Genomic DNA, 17,812 nt, shown 5'->3' with positions numbered 1-17,812 from the left:
AGTGCAACGATTAAAACAGATCGTTGAGCATCACCCCGACGCCAACCCGGGTCTGGTTAAAGTTATAATCGATGAGTGATTCGCCGTAACCGCTGTAGACCTGAGTGTAGAAACGCACATGTTTGGTTATCGGATAACTCACCCCAAGTTCCGCACCGCCATAGCCGGTATTCCAGTTATACTGCCCCTGGGCGCTGAGGATAGCATCGCCCAACTGATAGCCGATTTTCAGGCGATAATAGCCCATATATTTCGTGATATCCGGGTTATCGTTGGTGCTGCCGATGACATACCAGGGCTTCACCTCCACCAGCCAGTTGCCATTTTGCGCCATCAGGCGGGCATACAGGCGGTTCCAGCTGCGGGAAGTGGGATCCGAGCGGCCGTTAGAGTCGTGGTTGTAACCCATTTCGACATCACGCAACGTCCAGTCGGCAAACTGATAATCCGTAGCAAATCCCAAAAACAGCTGCGGTTCATAGTTAGTTTCACGAAATGGCGCGGACTCTTTGCTGTTGGAGAGCTGCCACCAGGACTTCTGCGTATAGGAAGCCCCGAGCAGCGAGTTCTCGCCGAGGATCCCTCGCCACAGCGGAAACGCCAGGCTAAGCTGGAATTTCACTTCGTCCTTGCGGGCATTTTTCGCCCAGTCATAGCTGGAGATTGCTTCCTTGTTGATATCGCTACTCCACGAATAGAGCAGGTAGTTGCTCTCATAGGGATACAGCAGGAAAGGATTGTCATGGTCCTGCAACAGGTTAGCGATAATGCTGCCGCGTACCGCAGGGGTATCATGAACGGGATGACTAACCGGTGCATCCTGCGCCAAAACGCCAGCCGGAAGCGCGCTAAGCGCCAACAGCCACGCCAAAAAGATACGCATTACAGTTCTCCTGAATGAGTGATTATTATTTCTGTTTTATCCGGGATTCATTCTACCTGTTTACGGGCTCTCTGCCCGCTTATCCGTTCTGAAAGTGGAAATCACCGTTTTAGAAGCATAAAATCAACATTTCATTAACGAATGGATACAATTGTCATGTCTGAACTCACAGCCGAAGCCGCCCTTAAGCTGGTGGGAGAAATCTTTGTCTACCACATGCCTTTTAATCGCGCCTTAGGCCTGAAGCTGGAGCGTTACGAAAAAGAGTTTGCTCAGCTCAGCTTTAAAAACCAGCCGATGATGGTTGGTAACTGGGCGCAAAGTATTCTGCATGGCGGGGTCATCGCCTCCGCGCTGGATGTAGCCGCAGGACTGGTGTGCGTAGGCAGTACGCTAACCCGACATGACACCATTAACGAAGAAGAGTTACGCCAACGTCTGTCGCGCATGGGGACCATCGATCTGCGCGTTGATTATCTGCGCCCTGGGCGCGGCGAGCACTTTACCGCCACCAGCAGCCTGTTACGCGCCGGGAATAAGGTCGCGGTCGCCCGCGTGGAGCTGCATAACGAAGATCAGGTCTATATCGCCAGCGCCACGGCGACGTATATGGTGGGTTGATCGCGGTAAATAAAGTAACATCATTGTTTTGGCGTAACGGATTCTACCGATGGATGCAAAACAAACGCGGCTGGGGATTATGCTGGCTCTCGCCGCCTATTTTATCTGGGGCATCGCACCTGCCTACTTCAAACTTATCTACTATGTTCCCGCCGATGAAATCCTGACCCATCGCGTGATCTGGTCATTCTTTTTTATGCTGGCGTTAATCAGCCTCAGCCACCAGTGGCCACAGGTGAAAAAACTGCTGCATATGCCGCGTAAAATTTTCCTGCTGGCGCTGTCGGCGGTGCTGATTGGCGGCAACTGGCTGCTCTTCATCTGGGCGGTGAATAACCACCATATGCTGGAGGCCAGTCTCGGCTACTTCATTAACCCGCTGGTGAATATTGTGCTGGGGATGATTTTCCTCGGCGAGCGTTTTCGCCGGATGCAGTGGCTGGCGGTACTGCTGGCCACCTGCGGCGTGCTGGTACAGCTGTGGACCTTTGGCTCGCTGCCGATTATCGGCCTTGGGCTGGCGTTCAGCTTTGCCTTTTACGGGCTGCTGCGTAAAAAAATCGCCGTCGACGCGCAAACCGGGATGTTAGTCGAAACCCTGTGGCTTCTGCCGGTCGCCGCCATATACCTGTTTGCCATCGCCGACAGCCCAACCAGCCATATGGGGCAGAATCCGTGGTCGCTGAACCTGTTGCTGATGGCGGCGGGCGTTGTCACCACCATTCCCCTGCTGTGCTTTACCGGGGCAGCCACCCGCCTGCGCCTTTCCACGCTGGGATTCTTCCAGTATATCGGCCCGACGCTGATGTTCCTGCTGGCAGTGCTATTTTACGGAGAGGTGCCGGGGGCCGATAAGATGGTGACCTTTGGCTTTATCTGGGTCGCGCTGGCTATTTTCGTGATGGATGCGGTTTACACAATACGCAGAACGCGCGGGGCATAACGAAAAAACCGCAGCACCTTCCAGTTTGCTGACAAGGTGCGCGCTGCCGAAACTGCCCGGCGGCGCTTCGCTTGCACGGGCCTACGGATAATCCGCGCCAGCACGACAGGTGATGTTCCACAGGCCAGGCAGGGTACAGTTCTGTAGGCCGGGCAAGGCGTCAGCCGCCGCTCGGCGGAAAAGGTTAAACAGTCTTTCAGCAGGGTAAAAAGACCTTGTTACAGCCAGTTTTTACGCTTGAAGTAGAGATACGGCGCCAGGCCGGCAAGCATCATAAAGACAATTGCCCCCGGGTAACCAAAGCTCCAGTGCAGCTCCGGCATAAACTCAAAGTTCATCCCGTAGCTGGAAGCCACCAGCGTCGGCGGCAGGAACACCACGGAAACCACCGAGAAGATCTTGATGATGCGGTTCTGCTCGATGTTGATAAAGCCCATCGCCGCCTGCATCAGGAAGTTGACCTTCTGGAACAGCGATTCGTTGTGCGGCAGCAGGGATTCGATATCTCGCAGGATCTCGCGCGCCTGCTCCAGCTGTCCCGCAGGTAAACGCGCCTTGCGCACCAGGAAGTTCAGAGCGCGCTGGGTATCCATCAGACACAGACGGACTTTCCAGCCGATATCTTCCTGCTCGGCAAGCGTTGAGAGCGCGTCATCGTACTCATCGCCCTGACGACCTTCCATGATCACGCGGCTGAGTTTTTCCAGATCGCTGTAGATATTTTCGATTTCATCCGCCAGCTGCTCAATTTTGGTTTCGAACAGATCCAGCAGCAGTTCATAGGCGTTGCCATCAACCATTGACTGATTGCGAACGCGCATGCGATAGAGGCGAAATGCCGGCAATTCACGCTCGCGCAGGGTAAACAGGCGCCCTTCGCGAATCGTAAATGCCACAGTGGAGTTACCGGCGTGATCCTCCGCATCTTCAAAAAAGAAAAAGGAGTGAATGTGTAAACCGTCTTCATCTTCGAAGAAACGCGCCGATGCTTCGATATCTTCCAGTTCCGGGCGCGTTGCCAGGTTCTGACCCAGTTCCGTCTGCACGCGGCTTCGTTCGTCGTCGTCGGGCTCGACCAGATCGACCCACACCGAACTGGCAAGATGCTTGATCTCATCAGCTTCAAGGCGTGTTAAACGATTATTTTCCAGTTGAAATGCGCTCAGCATGACCGGGACTCCCAATGCAAAAAAATTATCGGACAGTTCGGTGGGCACACAGAAACAATTTGGGTTTCAGACCATTAAGCCTGACTCAGAGCGACGGGTATGACGGGTCGCTGACAACCGCTAAGGCTATCAGCATAAGAGGATAGCCTTAGGAGTTGTTCCTGACAGACAGGAAGTTGAGCCAGCGTCTACTGGGTGTGTCCAAGGCGAATGTCCTCTTAGCGTAATCGTGCGCGCATGTTACGCCAGCACAAAAACGGCGTCAACACGCAACGGAACGCTAAAGAGCAAATCCTGCCCTTTAGCATATAAGGCTAGCAGATTATTACAAAAAAACGATACTTTTCTTACTGTTACACTGTTTCTAATCGAGCGTAGGCCGCCACTAACCATTTAATACCCTGCCCCTGGAAGGCGACCTGCAAACGGCTATGCTCGCCGCTGCCTTCCAGATTCACAATGGTGCCTTCGCCAAACTTCGGATGGCGTACGCGCTGCCCCAGTTTGTAGCCGGTATCGTTTTCCGCCATCGGCGTGCCCATCCGCTGGTGGCTGACCGGACGGCTCACCGTCGCGCGCAGGCGTACCTCTTCCACACAGGCTTCCGGCAGCTCGCCGATAAAGCGCGACGGGCGGTGGTAAACCTCTTTGCCGTACAAACGGCGGGTTTCCGCATAGGTGAGAGTCAGTTTCTGCATCGCGCGCGTCACGCCGACGTAAGCCAGACGACGCTCCTCCTCCAGCCGGCCACCTTCATCCAGCGCCATCTGGCTCGGGAACATCCCCTCTTCCACGCCAACGATAAACACCTGCGGGAACTCCAGACCTTTCGCCGAGTGCAGGGTCATCAGCTGCACCGCATCCTGCCAGGTATCCGCCTGCCCTTCACCCGCTTCCAGCGCGGCGTGAGAGAGGAAGGCCTGCAGCGGCATTAAATCTTCATCTTCATCGTTGTAGCTGAACTGGCGCGTTGCGGTTACCAGCTCCTCTAAGTTTTCAATTCGGGTTTGACCTTTTTCGCCCTTTTCCTGCTCGTACATCATCCGCAGACCGGAGTCGTTAATCACCCGGTCAGTCTGCACGTGCAGCGGCATATCCGCCGTTTCCTGCGCCAGGGCGTCAATCAGCTCCATAAAGCGTTGCAGCGCGCTGGCGGCGCGCCCGGCGAGGACTTTGTCTTTTAACAGTTCGCGGCACGCCTGCCACAGCGTGAGCTGACGGTCGCGCGACGTTTGACGAACCACGTCCAGCGTGCGATCGCCGATGCCGCGGGTCGGAGTATTGACCACGCGCTCAAACGCCGCGTCATCGTTGCGATTGGCAATCAGGCGCAGGTAAGAGAGCGCGTCTTTAATCTCCTGGCGTTCGAAGAAGCGCATGCCGCCATAGATACGATACGGCATGCTGGCCTGCAGCAGCGCCTCTTCCAGCACGCGCGACTGGGCGTTGCTGCGGTAGAGAATGGCGCACTGCTCCAGCGTCCCGCCGTTCTCCTGCCAGGTTTTGATGCGATTGACGACAAAGCGCGCTTCATCAAGATCGTTAAACGCGCAGTAGAGGGAGATAGGCTCGCCGTCGGCGCCATCGGTCCACAGTTTTTTGCCCAGACGCCCGCTGTTGTTTTCAATCAGGGCGTTGGCCGCGCTGAGAATGTTACTGGTTGAGCGATAGTTCTGCTCCAGGCGAATGGTCTGCGCGCCGGGGAAATCGGTGAGAAAACGCTGAATATTCTCCACCTGGGCGCCGCGCCAGCCGTAGATCGACTGGTCATCATCCCCCACAATCATCACCTTGCCGCTATCGCCCGCCAGTAGGCGAATCCAGGCATACTGGATGTTGTTGGTATCCTGAAATTCATCCACAAGGATGTTGGTGAAGCGTTCGCGGTAGTGCTGGAGAATATGCGGTTTATTAAGCCACAGCTCGTGCGCACGCAGCAGCAGTTCGGCAAAGTCCACCAGACCGGCGCGATCGCAGGCTTCCTGATAGGCCTGATACACTTTCTGCCAGGTCTGTTCCACCGGGTTGCCGTAGCTCTGAATATGATGCGGGCGCAGCCCTTCATCTTTCTGGCTGTTGATGTACCACATCGCCTGGCGCGGCGGCCACTGCTTCTCGTCGAGGTTCATCGCCTTAATCAGACGCTTCAGCAGACGCAGCTGGTCTTCGCTATCGAGGATCTGAAAATCTTGCGGCAGGTTAGCGTCCAGATGGTGGGCCCGCAGCAGCCGGTGGGCCAGCCCGTGGAATGTCCCGACCCACATGCCGCCCTGGGTTGTCCCCATCAGCTGGCCAATACGATGGCGCATCTCCGCTGCCGCTTTGTTGGTAAAGGTCACCGCCATAATCGAATACGGTGAGCAGTTTTCCACGCTCAGCAGCCAGGCAATACGGTGTACCAGAACCCGCGTCTTACCGCTGCCCGCTCCCGCCAGAACCAGCATATTGGTGCGTGAAGCGGCTACGGCTTCACGCTGTTTATCATTGAGGCTGTCGAGCAGGTAAGAAACGTCCATTGGCACCGCCGGAAATGAGCTGCCCGGCCACGCATCGTCTACCGGGCATACTGTTAATATATACAGAACTAGTGGTGATTATATCAGCGAGGTCAGAGATGCCAACCGTGAAATTTCAATGTGCGGCAGCAGGCGGCTGTCGGTCGCACGCATCAGATCGGCCCCCTGCGGTTTGATCCAGCAGGCCTGCATGCCGCAGCGAATAGCGCCCGCCACATCGGTGGTCAGATCATCCCCCACGTGAAGTATCCGATCCAGCGGCAAATCAAGACGCTCCGCCGCCAGATGATACATATCGGCAAAGGGTTTCGATCGCCCGTCCGGACCAGCACGCAGAACAAAACGGAAATAGTCGCTCAAACCAAAGAGTTCAGGTTGCGCGTTGCCGTTGGTCACCGCCACCAGCGGCCATTTCTCCGCCAGCGCGGCCAGCGTATCGTGAGTTTCCTGCGGCACATCGATCAGACTCCGCCAGTGGGCAAAATTCGCCATTGCCGCATCCGCGCCCGCGGCAGCCTGCCCGGGAGAGAGCCCGGCATTGGTCATCCCCAGCACCAGCGCGCGTCGCCGCCACTCGGTCACGTCGTGGTAAATCTCCGGTTCTGTCTCGAGCAGCGTCTGACGCAGCTGTTGCAGCTCGTTCGCATCAAACCGGCTCAGTGACGGATGGTAGCTGCGCACAAAGGCCAGCGACTCGTGCAGCGTCCGGTCGATGACCGGACGGTTGTCGTAAAGGGTGTCGTCCAGGTCAAACGTCAGTGCAGAAATTTGGCCCAGCGGTCGGTAAAAACGCATTATTTCCCCCGTTTGGCGCGCGGATGCGCCGCATCATACACCGAGGCAAGGTGTTGAAAATCAAGATGGGTATAGATTTGAGTCGTCGAGAGATTGGCATGACCCAGCAGCTCCTGTACGCCGCGCAGATCGCCGCTCGACTCCAGCATATGGGTGGCAAAGGAGTGGCGCAGTTTATGCGGATGCACGTGGCTATTCAGCCCCTGCTTAATGCCCCATTCGGCAAAGCGCTTCTGCACATTTCGCGCGGAAATACGTTTCCCGAGTTTAGATAAAAACAGCGCATCGTCATCCGTGCCAAACAGACCGCGTAAATCGAGCCAGTGTTCGATCCACGCCACCGCGCTGCGCCCAATCGGCAGGCGGCGTTCTTTGCTGCCTTTGCCCATCACCCACACCTCCCCGGATTCCAGATCGAGGTGTTTAATATCAAGATTGACCAGCTCGGAGAGACGCAGGCCCGCGCCGTACATCACCTCCAGCATCGCCCGGTCGCGTACCGCCAGCGGATCGTTAAGATCGATATCCAGCAACCGGTTGACGTCATCGACATCGATATTTTTCGGTAAGTGACGGGGAATTTTCGGGGCGGAGATGGCTTTCGCCGGGTTCGCCGCCAGCTCGCCCTGCGCCACCAGCCAGTCAAAGAAACTGCGCAACGCGGAAAGTCGCAGCGCAAGGCTTGCCGGCCCCAGGCCCTGTTTGCGGCTACGAACCGCCAGGCCACGAACCTGAGCGGCATCGCACTGCAGCCAGCTTTTGAGCCCCGCCTGTTCAGCGAGCGCCATCAGCGCATCAAGCTGACGCCGGTAGTTCAGAAGCGTAATCGGGCTCAACTGACGCTCTACGCCCAGATAGCGTAGAAAGCGGTCAACGGCGGTGAATAAGGGAGAGTCGGTCATGCGCGTTCAACCCAGCGCTCCAACAGACCCGGCAGCATTAACGCAATTTCCCGCAACAGCTGCGTTCCCTGGCCTTGTTGATAATGCTGGGCATCGCGGCTGCTGAACAGCATCACGCCAGGAGCGTCATCGCCGCCCAGCAGCGACATCGCCACCGAACCGATAGCTTTCGCTTCCGGCAGTACCACCAGCAGTTCCGGCCCGTGCAGCGGCCCGAGATAATGACGAGACTGCCCAAGACGCTGAATGCGGATGGGCTCAAATGCCTGCCTGCTTAGCGCCAGATGAGTGAATTTCGACGGCGCGCCCAGCCGCCAGCTATCGGGAAACAGACGCACCGTCGCGCCCGCCAGGCCTATCTCGCGCGCCCAGCGATGAAAACGGTTCAGCATCTCATCAAGGCTTTCCGCCGCCGCCAGCCGCGTCTGCAGATGCAGCAGACGCTGGAACAAGCTCTCATTCGCCGTGGCCTGCTCCATCAACAGCATCATGTTCTCTTCCAGCACGTTGATATGGTTACGTGCCCGCACCATGTGCCATTCCACCAGCGAGATCGAGCCGCGCACCGGGTGCGGAACGCGCATGTGCTCGACCAGTGCAGCATTACGAATAAAAAATTCAGGATGTTGCAACAGATAGTCCACCACCGCGCGGTCATTCAGCGCGCCGGTGATTTCCTGCTGTTCTTCCCCGACTTGTTTCATAAGTGAATAAATCCGTCGTAGACATGTGCCGCCGGGCCAGTCATAAACAACGGTTGGCCCGGGCCTTTCCAGGCGATATCAAGACGCCCGCCTGGCAATTCCACGCGTACTTCTTCGGCCAGCAGTCCCTGTTGGATACCAACGGCTACCGCCGCACAGGCGCCGCTGCCGCAGGCCTGAGTTTCGCCGGCGCCGCGCTCATAAACGCGCAGACGAATACGATCGCGCTCGACCACCTGCATAAAGCCGATGTTGGCGCGCTCCGGGAAGCGTTCGTGGCTTTCCATCACCGGGCCAAGCGTTTCCACCGTCGCGGTTTCAACATTATCGACCTGAATGACGCAGTGCGGGTTCCCCATCGACACCACGCCGCACAATACTGTCTGCTCGGCGGCGCGCATAATATAGGTCTTTTCCGCTTTGTTGGCGCGGAATGGCACCTGAGAGGGCTCGAAGTTCGGCTCCCCCATGTTGACGCGCACCAGATCGTCTTCCGTTACGCTTAATACCATACGACCGTTCGCCGTGCTCACGCGGATGTCACGTTTATTGGTCAGGCCTTTCAAGCGGACAAATCGGGCAAAGCAGCGCGCGCCGTTGCCGCACTGCGACACTTCGCTGCCGTCGGCGTTGAAGATACGATAATGGAAATCCAGATCCGGATCGTAAGGCGGTTCAACAACCAGCAGCTGATCGAAACCGACGCCCAGATGCCGATCCGCCAGGCGGCGAATCAGCTCCGGTGAGAAAAAAACATTCTGCGTTACCGCGTCAACGACCATAAAGTCGTTGCCAAGGCCATGCATTTTAGAGAACTGCATCATCTACTCCAGTTGCGCGGAACAGAACGTTATCGTTAATAGTTTACCTGGGTCGGGCCGCCGCTATCGCCGCGATCGTTACGATCCGGCGTCGAGCTCTGGATACCGCTATTGACCGGTTTGGTCGGCGGAGCCGCCGTCTTTTCTGCCGGAGGGAAATAAAGCGGTCCCTTCAGACCACAGCCGGTCAGGCTGAAGATCGCCAATAAAACGGCAAGCGCTGGAAAAACGTTTTTCATTGATAGTTGCCCGTGATTCACTCTTTCTGCTTTCTATCATCGCAGGAGAAGACGTAAAAGCAAGCGTTTAGCATCCGACTGCGCGCGCTTTTGTTTCGCGCTATACTGCCGCCATCTTCAAAAAAGCAGGGTAGAACCATGAACGACAGTGAATTCCATCGCCAGGCTGACAGCCTGTGGATGACCATCGAAGAGCGTCTGGACGAACGGGACGGCGATAGCGATATCGACTGTGAAATCAACGGCGGCGTGCTGACCCTCAGTTTCGAGAACGGCAGCAAAATTATTATCAACCGTCAGGAGCCGCTGCATCAGGTGTGGCTGGCCACGAAACAAGGCGGCTACCATTTTGATCTTAAAGGTGATGAGTGGGTGTGCGATCGCAGCGGTGAAACTTTCTGGGATCTGCTGGAGCAGGCGGCGACCCGGCAGGCCGGTGAAACGGTGAGTTTTCGCTAAGCCAGCGTAACCGGGAAAGCAAAGCCCCGGCGAAAGCGCCACATCGCCGGGGGAAATGGCGACTCAGGCATGTCGATCAGGAATAGTGCTGCTGCAGCATCGGTGACACCGCGGCATCCTGATTCACCGGCGCCGTCACGGCGCCAATCGCCTGGCTGCGGAAGGGAATCACCTGGTGTCGGCCATCAACGTCGACAATCTGATAGAACTGCGGCAGGTTAAAGTTGATAAAACTGGAGCCGTAGGTGAAACGATCGTGGGATGAAGAGTAGAAGCGGCTCACGTCGCGCACCAGCTCCTCTTTACTGCCTTCACAGTGATGATAAACCTCGGCGCGGTTGCTCTCATCGAGAATATAGATATTAAATCCGCTCTCGTTATCCGCCTCTTCAAAGAAGAACTGAATAATCCCTTCGCTGGCAAATCCGTCCACTACCGGCGGCAGCTTAACATGGTTGGTTTCCACCTGGACCGACAGACCGTGCAGCTTGTTATGCGAGATAGCGCCGTAGAATTCAATGGCGTTCTCCAGCTTCTGCACCGACACGTTAAGCCGCTCGAAGAACAGCCCCCAGGTCTGCCCGGACACGCGCAGCGCCTTAAAGCGCCCGGTATCCTGACGGGTACTGGAGAGGCGCAGCTCAATGCATTCGGAGACCAGTTGCTGCACGCGGGTGCGGATAAGTCCGCGCAGGTGCTGACTGTAGCAGAACACTTCAACGCTATCCGGCGGCGCGGCGTCCTGGTGCATTTTACCCAGAATGGTCTTCAGCGCTTCGATCATCGCCTGCTCGCCGTTAAAGTGCAGGGTTCGCACTTCGTTCCACGAGTTGCGGTACAGCAGATCGACGCTGCCGATTAAGCACTTCTGCGCTTCGCCGAAGCTAAAGACGTCCAGCTTGCGGAAGTCAAAATGCACGACCTGATTGCGGAACGCCGCCGTCGGGTCATATTCGAGGTTGACGATAATCGCCAGGTGGCGGATTTCGCAGGGGCTATACAGCGCTTTCGGCGTGGGCGACGGCAGGCGCAGCGGGAAATGGTGCGAAACGTCGGCGACCATCTCCTGTAGCTTCGCCAGATCGACGATACCGTTGCCCTTAATAAACAGGCGAGTACGTGACGTCAGCAGGCCGTTAAACCAGGCCCAGGCCACCAGCTTATTAAGATAACGGTTATATTCCAGCGGCTGATGGCTGATGATCGATTCCATATCCGGCGCGCGGTTATACACATACCAGCCGGTACGGTTGGCACGGCCAGGCGGCACGTGGATAAAGGTCAGATTCGGCTCGGAGAGGTCCGGAGAGATCTGCGGGTTCACCAGCGTCACCTTGCCCGGCAGCGCTTCAAACGCCGCATACAGCTTACGGGTCAGCACGCCGATATCCTGCGGACTGGCGGACACGCTGAGGTTGTTGCGTCGCGCAAAGCGGATCAGGTTGCGATAGCTTTGCATCATCGCATCCAGCAGCTCGTTGTGCGCTTTGCGTACTTCGTCGATCTTCCAGTTCGCCCGGTTGTCGAGCATCATCAGGCGCTTTTCATCCCAGCCCCACTCTTTCACCAGGTGGCTTACCACCTCGCGACGCCAGCCCACGCAGGCGCGCTCGCGGCTGAGTTTTTCGCACACTTTGAGATAGAAACAGCGCCGCACCAGATCGAGGCGCGTGTCGTCTTCAATCGCCTGCAGGTAGGCGGTCACGCGCTCCAGCATCATGCAGTAGGGGTCGAGACCAAACGAGACGATTTCTCCGTCGTGCAGACGCTGTTTTATGTCTTTCGCCAGCAAGCGGTTGTTCGGGTACTCCCAGGAGTAGGCTTCCAGCAGCAGCGTTTTCAGCACCGCTTTATACGGCGAATCGATACTTTTATACAGCTGCCACAGGCTGGCGCCAAAGTACTCTTCCGCCGACAGCGAACTCAGGCCGCCCAGATCGAGCCACTCGTTTGGCGTCAGTACGCCCTGCGCGTAGAGCCCCATCACATAATCGTCGTAATGATCTTCTTCGTCGCACGGCACCATATTCCACAGAATACGTTTTCCGGCGAGACGCACGGCGGTACGGTAGAACTCATCAAGCAGTAAAATATGCTGGGTCGACCCGCAGTCTTCGCCGCCCAGGCTACCGCTTTCGTTATGGCGGAAGCGGTTTTCGTCAATCAGGAAGAAGCTGACTTCAACGCCCAGCGATGCCGCCCAGCTCTCCAGCAGGCTACATTTGCGCTGCAGCAGCTGGCGCTCTTCGGTATCAAGCCATGCCTGATGACAAACCCAGATATCCAGGTCGGAAGAGCAGCTTTGGCCAACGGAGGAGGTACTGCCCATCGAGTAGACGCCGGTAATCGGCAGTTCGCCTTTCGGCGGCTCTTGCGCCAGCATACCGCGGTGCAGTTCTAACTCGTCAAGGTAGTGGCGTTGGGTTTCATCAGGCGTGTAGAGACAAATGCCACGGGGAACGTTACCGTCAAGGTAACCCGGCATCAACGGGTGATGATAATGTAGTAATGTCGGCAGTAGACTGTAAACCTGCTGGAAAGCGGGTCCCATGGCAGCAAGCGCGCGATCCACGCGCAGTTGGTTGATGGCATCCAGTCTCTGTTTCAGTGTCTCAATATAGAGGTACAAGACATATCGCCTGATGTTCAAAAACCCGTCGTACAATAGTACGGAGGATTTCAGTATTTCAACAAAAACCGTCACCATTTGTCGTCGGTGTGGTTGTGATGAGCTGCTGACGGACAAATGGTTTAAAACGTGATCAATCTAACACCTTGCTCATTGACCGTAAAGAAAGATGCGCTACATACCAGTGTAGCACCGTTTACTGCGTGTAAATTCCTCACTACGGTTGTGGCAACCGCAATGGCACCAAACGCAAATAACGCAAAAAAAGAAAGAGCCGCCCCCCTAATCCCACAAAACTAACATCCATAAGGCAACAATGTTAGGATAGTTTGTGGTCGACAATGACGGTAACAAGCATGTTAGACAAAGTTTTGAGAATTGCCACACGGCAAAGCCCACTTGCGCTATGGCAGGCGCATTATGTGAAAGAGCGCCTTGAGTCCTGCCATCCTGGACTGGCGGTAGAACTGGTGCCGATGGTCACTCGCGGCGACGTGCTCCTTGATACCCCGCTGGCAAAAGTGGGCGGCAAGGGCTTGTTTGTCAAAGAGTTAGAACTGGCCATTATGCAAGGGCGCGCGGATATCGCCGTGCACTCCATGAAAGATGTTCCCGTCGAGTTTCCCGAGGGACTGGGGCTGGTCACGATTTGCGAGCGCGAAGATCCGCGCGATGCCTTTGTGTCTAACCACTATGCGTCAATCGATGCGCTGCCGCACGGCAGCATCGTTGGCACTTCAAGCTTACGTCGGCAGTGCCAGCTGGCAGCCCAACGTCCCGATCTGGAGATTCGCTCTCTGCGCGGTAACGTGGGCACCCGCCTCGGCAAGCTCGATAGCGGCGAATACGACGCCATTATCCTTGCGGCCGCCGGGCTGAAACGTCTGGGCCTCGAGTCGCGCATTCGTCAGCCGTTAACGCCGGAGCAGTCGCTGCCCGCGGTCGGCCAGGGCGCGGTCGGCATTGAATGTCGCCTGGACGATCAATGGACGCAAACGCTGTTAGCACCGCTGAATCATACGGAAACCGCCATTCGCGTCCGCGCGGAACGGGCGATGAATACCCGGCTGGAAGGCGGCTGTCAGGTTCCGATCGGCAGCTATGCTGAGTTGATTAACGGTGAGCTGTGGCTGCGCGCGCTGGTCGGCGCGCCGGACGGTTCGCAGGTGGTACGCGGCGAACGACGCGGCCAGCCGGAAGATGCCGAGCGTCTCGGCGTCTCGCTGGCGGAAGAGCTGCTGGATAACGGCGCCCGCGGCATTCTCGCCGCCGTTTATGCAGGAGAAGCCCCGCGATGAGCATCCTGGTCACCCGTCCGTTGCCCAAAAGTGAAGAACTGGTCAGCCGCCTGCGCGCGTTAGGACATGTGGCCTGGAGTTTTCCACTCATTGAGTTTACGCCCGGACGCGAACTGCCTGCGCTAGGCGGCCAGCTGGCCGCCTTGTCCGCAGGCGATCTTTTGTTTGCGCTCTCGCAGCATGCGGTAGAGTTTGCCCATGCTCGCTTACATCAACTGGGCCAACGCTGGCCGAAAGCACCCGGCTATTTTGCGATTGGCCGCACTACGGCGCTGGCCCTGCATACGGTCAGTGGGCAGAACATTCGCTACCCATTAGATCGGGAAATTAGCGAAGTCTTGCTACAATTACCTGAATTACAAAACATTGCCGGGAAGAAAGCCCTTCTTCTTCGCGGTAACGGCGGGCGGGAATTATTAGGTGAAACGCTCCGCGAGCGTGGCGCCGACGTTACTTTTTGTGAATGCTATCAACGTAGTGCGAAGCATTACGATGGCGCAGAAGAAGCAATGCGCTGGCAGTCCCGCGGCGTCACTACGCTGGTCGTGACCAGCGGCGAGATGCTGCAACAGCTTTGGGCGCTGATACCCCAATGGTATCGCGAACGGTGGCTCCTTCGCTGTCGCATTTTAGTTGTCAGTGAACGCCTGGCCCGGCAGGCCCGTGAATTGGGCTGGCAGGATATCCAGATTGCCGATAGCGCCGACAACGATGCGCTGCTACGCGCATTACAATAACTCTCAACATTGGAAGCCATAATGACGGAACAACAAAACCAATCCGCCGTGGTTGAAGAGACCAGGGAGGCCGTGGACAAGGCGCCACAGCCAGAGAAGACCGGAAAGAAAAACGGCGGCAATAAAACCAGTCTCGTTCTGAGTGCGGTTGCTATCGCCATTGCCCTCGCCGCAGGCGTCGGCCTGTTTGGTTTAAATAAACAGCAAGTATCGCGCCAGAATGAGACCAGCACGGCGCTCGCCGATCGGCTGGCGGAGCTGCAAAAAGCGCAAGAAAGCCAAAAAAATGAGCTTGAAGGGATTATCAGGCAGCAGGCGGACCAGCTAACCGCAGCGAAACATCAGCAGGAGACGCTGGCGAAGCAACTGGAAGACGTGCAGCAAAAAGTGGCCGTCATTTCCGGCAGCGATGCCAAAACCTGGCTGCTGGCGCAGGCCGATTTTCTGGTTAAATCGGCCGGGCGTAAGCTGTGGAGCGATCGGGATGTCACCACCGCCGCGGCGCTGTTAAAAAGCGCCGATGCCAGCCTCGCCGATATGAACGATCCCAGTCTGATTAGCGCCCGCCGCGCCATTACCGACGATATTGCGTCGCTGTCGGCCGTCAGCCAGGTCGACTACGACGGTATTATCCTCAAGGTCAACCAGCTTGCTAACCAGATTGATAACCTGCGTCTCGCCGACAATAACAGCGACGACTCGCCGATGGATTCCGACAGCGAAGAGCTGTCCAGCTCCATCGGCGAATGGCGCGTGAATCTGCAAAAGAGCTGGCAGAGCTTTATGGACAGCTTTATTACCATTCGTCGCCGCGACGAAACCGCTGTCCCGCTGCTGGCGCCAAACCAGGATATCTACCTGCGCGAAAATATTCGCTCCCGTCTGCTGGTTGCGGCGCAAGCGGTACCGCGCCATCAGGAAGAGACATACAAACAAGCGCTGGATAATGTTTCCACCTGGGTTCGCGCGTATTACGACACGGAAGATGCCACGACTAGGGCGTTCCTGGAAGATGTCGATAAACTGAGTCAGCAAAGCATCACGATGAACGTGCCGGAAAATCTGCAAAGTCAGGCCATTCTCGAGAAGCTGATGCAAACGCGGGTACGCAACCTGATGGCCCAGCCAGCCGTCACCCAGAGCAGCGCTCCGACGCCCCCTGCCCCCGCCCCTGCGCCACAAGGAGAGTAACGCATGCTGAAAATTCTCTTACTCTTCGCACTGCTGATCGCCGGGATCGTTGTCGGCCCGATTATCTCCGGACACCAGGGCTACGTTCTGATCCAGACCGATAACTACAACATCGAAACCAGCGTCACCGGGCTGGTGATCATCATGATCCTCACCATGGTGGTACTGTTTGCGATTGAATGGCTGCTGCGCCGTATTTTCCGTACCGGCGCCCATACCCGTGGCTGGTTCGTGGGCCGCAAACGCCGTCGCGCACGTAAGCAAACCGAACAGGCATTGCTGAAGCTGGCGGAAGGCGACTATCAGCAGGTTGAAAAGCTGATGGCGAAGAACGCCGATCACGCCGAGCAGCCGGTGGTGAACTATCTGCTGGCGGCGGAAGCAGCCCAGCAGCGTGGTGATGAAGCCCGGGCGAATCAGCATCTGGAGCGCGCAACGGAGCTGGCCGGAGACGACCTGATCCCGGTCGAGATCGCGCGCGTGCGCCTGCAGCTGGCCCGCAATGAAAACCATGCGGCCCGCCACGGGATTGATAAGCTGCTGGAGATTACCCCGCGGCATCCGGAAGTGTTGCGCCTGGCCGAGCAGGCCTATACCCGCACCGGCGCATGGAATTCGCTGCTGGATATTCTGCCGTCAATGGCAAAAGCCAACGTCAGTGATGAAGAGCACCGCGCCGCGCTGGAGCAGCAGGCCTGGATTGGCTTGATGGATCAAACCCTGGCCGATCGCGGAAGCGATGGATTACGTGAGTGGTGGCAAAACCAGAACCGCAAAACTCGCAGCCAGGTATCCCTGCAGGTGGCGATGGCCAGTCTGCTCATCGAGAGCGACGATCACGATACCGCGCAGCAGATTATTATCGACGGACTGAAGAAGCAGTATGATGACCGCCTGGTGACGCTGATTCCGCGCCTGAAGACCAATAATCCGGAGCAGCTGGAAAAAGTGCTGCGTCAACAGATTAAATCGGTCGGCGACAGGCCTTTACTGTGGAGCACGCTGGGGCAATCCCTGATGCGCCACGGCGAATGGCAGGAGGCCAGTATCGCGTTCCGCGCTGCGCTGAAACAGCGTCCGGATGCCTTTGATTACGCATGGCTGGCCGATACGCTTGACCGTATGCATCAGCCGGAAGAAGCGGCGTTAATGCGCCGTGACGGCCTGCTGTTAACGCTACAGAACAATCCTCAGCCGTAACTTCCCTCCCGCTATCGTCTCTTCAAGAGGCGATAGCGCGCTTCTCTGAGCTCTCTTCTGCTCATCCCGTCGCGGACATAAAAAAACGCCTGCACTGAAACCAGGGCAGGCGTTAAAACAGGTCTGTTTGACAACAAATTGGGTGCTTCACTCAACGTTATGTCCATGGTGTTTGATGAGGCGATACGCTGTATCTCTCAAGCGGCTTCGCAGCAGCGTGAAGATCGTGCGTAAAAGCGCGACATCTGTCAGTGGACGATAAGCACCGTAAACGGCTCTGCATCATTCCGGAGTTTATGAGGCCCGAAAGCGAACATAAGAGATGGAATGAGCATCTACCCGTTTATTATCGCACAGGTTGCGTGGAAATTGCATCTGTCACAACAGTAAATTGGGAGGATTCCGGGTACGAAATTACGCGTTCGCAGTGTGCGCGGATAGCGGTTTTTTATTCGGAAGATCAGGGAGATATAAGATAGTCGTGGCGCGGCAGAAAACAAAAAACCCCGCCGAAGCGGGGTTCAAAATTGGTCGGCGAGAGAGGATTCGAACCTCCGACCCACTGGTCCCAAACCAGTTGCGCTACCAAGCTGCGCTACTCGCCGATGTACTGCTTTTTGAATTTTTAGTTCAATTCATTTTAAAAGTCGTGGTGCGAGGGGGGGGACTCGAACCCCCACATCCTAAGGACACTAACACCTGAAG

The 17,812-nt window shown here is 56.7% G+C and carries 17 protein-coding genes and 1 tRNA gene; 7 read left to right on the top strand and 11 right to left on the bottom strand.

The features are described from left to right. Window positions 1-10: 10 nt before the first annotated feature. Entirely contained in the window at window positions 11-883 is an 873-nt protein-coding gene (gene pldA, locus CWM52_RS21635) for a phospholipase A (RefSeq protein WP_100685962.1), read from the bottom strand. 156 nt (window positions 884-1,039) lie between these two features. Between pldA and yigI the strand changes: the two genes are divergently transcribed. Beyond that, complete coding sequence (gene yigI / locus CWM52_RS21630) at window positions 1,040-1,504, top strand: acyl-CoA thioesterase YigI (RefSeq protein ID WP_100685961.1); 465 nt, start codon at window positions 1,040-1,042, stop codon at window positions 1,502-1,504. Between the two features lie 49 nt (window positions 1,505-1,553). Further along, window positions 1,554-2,447: an EamA family transporter RarD gene (gene rarD, locus CWM52_RS21625; RefSeq protein WP_100685960.1), complete on the top strand. Its 894-nt coding sequence runs from the start codon at window positions 1,554-1,556 to the stop codon at window positions 2,445-2,447. A gap of 218 nt (window positions 2,448-2,665) precedes the next feature. On the opposite strand, the gene corA is transcribed toward rarD, so the two are convergent. The 8 genes from corA to lptM all read right to left on the bottom strand — a co-directional run bounded on the left by corA (window position 2,666) and on the right by lptM (window position 9,593). Next, window positions 2,666-3,616 (bottom strand): magnesium/cobalt transporter CorA, encoded by a 951-nt coding sequence (gene corA / locus CWM52_RS21620; protein WP_100685959.1) that lies wholly within the window; start codon window positions 3,614-3,616, stop codon window positions 2,666-2,668. Between the two features lie 148 nt (window positions 3,617-3,764). After that, window positions 3,765-3,821: a YsgD/CorL family protein gene (ysgD, locus tag CWM52_RS27195; RefSeq protein WP_407081267.1), complete on the bottom strand. Its 57-nt coding sequence runs from the start codon at window positions 3,819-3,821 to the stop codon at window positions 3,765-3,767. 148 nt (window positions 3,822-3,969) lie between these two features. Continuing rightward, window positions 3,970-6,132, bottom strand: coding sequence for a DNA helicase II (gene uvrD / locus CWM52_RS21615; RefSeq protein ID WP_100685958.1), 2,163 nt, complete (start codon window positions 6,130-6,132; stop codon window positions 3,970-3,972). A 78-nt stretch (window positions 6,133-6,210) separates the two neighbouring features. Next, window positions 6,211-6,927 carry a 5-amino-6-(5-phospho-D-ribitylamino)uracil phosphatase YigB gene (gene yigB, locus CWM52_RS21610; RefSeq protein ID WP_004869603.1) on the bottom strand — a complete coding sequence of 239 codons (717 nt, stop codon included), beginning with the start codon at window positions 6,925-6,927 and terminating at the stop codon, window positions 6,211-6,213. Further along, complete coding sequence (gene xerC, locus CWM52_RS21605; RefSeq protein ID WP_100685957.1) at window positions 6,927-7,829, bottom strand: tyrosine recombinase XerC; 903 nt, start codon at window positions 7,827-7,829, stop codon at window positions 6,927-6,929. The genes yigB and xerC overlap by 1 nt, the downstream gene beginning before the upstream one ends. Next, window positions 7,826-8,533, bottom strand: a complete 708-nt coding sequence (locus CWM52_RS21600) for a DUF484 domain-containing protein (protein WP_100685956.1) — start codon at window positions 8,531-8,533, stop codon at window positions 7,826-7,828. Before CWM52_RS21600 ends, xerC begins: the two co-directional genes overlap by 4 nt. Then, a complete protein-coding gene (gene dapF, locus CWM52_RS21595) occupies window positions 8,530-9,354 on the bottom strand; it encodes a diaminopimelate epimerase (RefSeq protein ID WP_100685955.1) in 825 nt (274 codons plus the stop codon). Before dapF ends, CWM52_RS21600 begins: the two co-directional genes overlap by 4 nt. A 35-nt stretch (window positions 9,355-9,389) precedes the next feature. Further along, window positions 9,390-9,593, bottom strand: a complete 204-nt coding sequence (gene lptM, locus CWM52_RS21590; RefSeq protein WP_100685954.1) for an LPS translocon maturation chaperone LptM — start codon at window positions 9,591-9,593, stop codon at window positions 9,390-9,392. Window positions 9,594-9,731: 138 nt separating this feature from the next. Here lptM and cyaY point away from each other — a divergent pair, with 138 nt between their 5' ends. Further along, window positions 9,732-10,052, top strand: coding sequence for an iron donor protein CyaY (gene cyaY, locus CWM52_RS21585; RefSeq protein WP_100685953.1), 321 nt, complete (start codon window positions 9,732-9,734; stop codon window positions 10,050-10,052). Window positions 10,053-10,128: 76 nt separating this feature from the next. Here cyaY and cyaA read toward each other — a convergent pair whose 3' ends face one another. Then, a complete protein-coding gene (gene cyaA, locus CWM52_RS21580) occupies window positions 10,129-12,681 on the bottom strand; it encodes a class I adenylate cyclase (RefSeq protein ID WP_100685952.1) in 2,553 nt (850 codons plus the stop codon). Between the two features lie 356 nt (window positions 12,682-13,037). Between cyaA and hemC the strand changes: the two genes are divergently transcribed. The 4 genes from hemC to hemY are packed head-to-tail and all read left to right on the top strand — an operon-like array spanning window position 13,038 to window position 17,107. Next, window positions 13,038-13,979 carry a hydroxymethylbilane synthase gene (gene hemC / locus CWM52_RS21575; RefSeq protein WP_100685951.1) on the top strand — a complete coding sequence of 314 codons (942 nt, stop codon included), beginning with the start codon at window positions 13,038-13,040 and terminating at the stop codon, window positions 13,977-13,979. Next, entirely contained in the window at window positions 13,976-14,716 is a 741-nt protein-coding gene (gene hemD, locus CWM52_RS21570) for a uroporphyrinogen-III synthase (RefSeq protein WP_100685950.1), read from the top strand. Before hemC ends, hemD begins: the two co-directional genes overlap by 4 nt. 21 nt (window positions 14,717-14,737) lie before the next feature. Continuing rightward, a complete protein-coding gene (gene hemX, locus CWM52_RS21565; protein ID WP_100685949.1) occupies window positions 14,738-15,907 on the top strand; it encodes a uroporphyrinogen-III C-methyltransferase in 1,170 nt (389 codons plus the stop codon). 3 nt (window positions 15,908-15,910) lie between these two features. Then, window positions 15,911-17,107, top strand: coding sequence for a protoheme IX biogenesis protein HemY (gene hemY / locus CWM52_RS21560; RefSeq protein ID WP_100685948.1), 1,197 nt, complete (start codon window positions 15,911-15,913; stop codon window positions 17,105-17,107). A 528-nt stretch (window positions 17,108-17,635) separates the two neighbouring features. Here the strand turns inward: hemY and CWM52_RS21555 are convergent. Then, window positions 17,636-17,712 (bottom strand) — tRNA-Pro (locus CWM52_RS21555). Between the last annotated feature and the right edge of the window lie 100 nt (window positions 17,713-17,812).

Source organism: Raoultella sp. T31 (genome assembly GCF_002806725.1).
Lineage (GTDB): Bacteria > Pseudomonadota > Gammaproteobacteria > Enterobacterales > Enterobacteriaceae > Klebsiella > Klebsiella electrica.
Note: the sequence above shows the minus strand (reverse complement) of the source record. Positions and strands in the feature narration are given on the sequence as shown.

Coding starts and splice junctions, on each gene's coding strand:
- pldA (WP_100685962.1), bottom strand. CDS start 883: ATGCGTATCTTTTTGGCGTGGCTGTTGGCGCTTAGCGCGCTTCCGGCT.
- yigI (WP_100685961.1), top strand. CDS start 1,040: ATGTCTGAACTCACAGCCGAAGCCGCCCTTAAGCTGGTGGGAGAAATC.
- rarD (WP_100685960.1), top strand. CDS start 1,554: ATGGATGCAAAACAAACGCGGCTGGGGATTATGCTGGCTCTCGCCGCC.
- corA (WP_100685959.1), bottom strand. CDS start 3,616: ATGCTGAGCGCATTTCAACTGGAAAATAATCGTTTAACACGCCTTGAA.
- uvrD (WP_100685958.1), bottom strand. CDS start 6,132: ATGGACGTTTCTTACCTGCTCGACAGCCTCAATGATAAACAGCGTGAA.
- yigB (WP_004869603.1), bottom strand. CDS start 6,927: ATGCGTTTTTACCGACCGCTGGGCCAAATTTCTGCACTGACGTTTGAC.
- xerC (WP_100685957.1), bottom strand. CDS start 7,829: ATGACCGACTCTCCCTTATTCACCGCCGTTGACCGCTTTCTACGCTAT.
- CWM52_RS21600 (WP_100685956.1), bottom strand. CDS start 8,533: ATGAAACAAGTCGGGGAAGAACAGCAGGAAATCACCGGCGCGCTGAAT.
- dapF (WP_100685955.1), bottom strand. CDS start 9,354: ATGCAGTTCTCTAAAATGCATGGCCTTGGCAACGACTTTATGGTCGTT.
- lptM (WP_100685954.1), bottom strand. CDS start 9,593: ATGAAAAACGTTTTTCCAGCGCTTGCCGTTTTATTGGCGATCTTCAGC.
- cyaY (WP_100685953.1), top strand. CDS start 9,732: ATGAACGACAGTGAATTCCATCGCCAGGCTGACAGCCTGTGGATGACC.
- hemC (WP_100685951.1), top strand. CDS start 13,038: ATGTTAGACAAAGTTTTGAGAATTGCCACACGGCAAAGCCCACTTGCG.
- hemD (WP_100685950.1), top strand. CDS start 13,976: ATGAGCATCCTGGTCACCCGTCCGTTGCCCAAAAGTGAAGAACTGGTC.
- hemX (WP_100685949.1), top strand. CDS start 14,738: ATGACGGAACAACAAAACCAATCCGCCGTGGTTGAAGAGACCAGGGAG.
- hemY (WP_100685948.1), top strand. CDS start 15,911: ATGCTGAAAATTCTCTTACTCTTCGCACTGCTGATCGCCGGGATCGTT.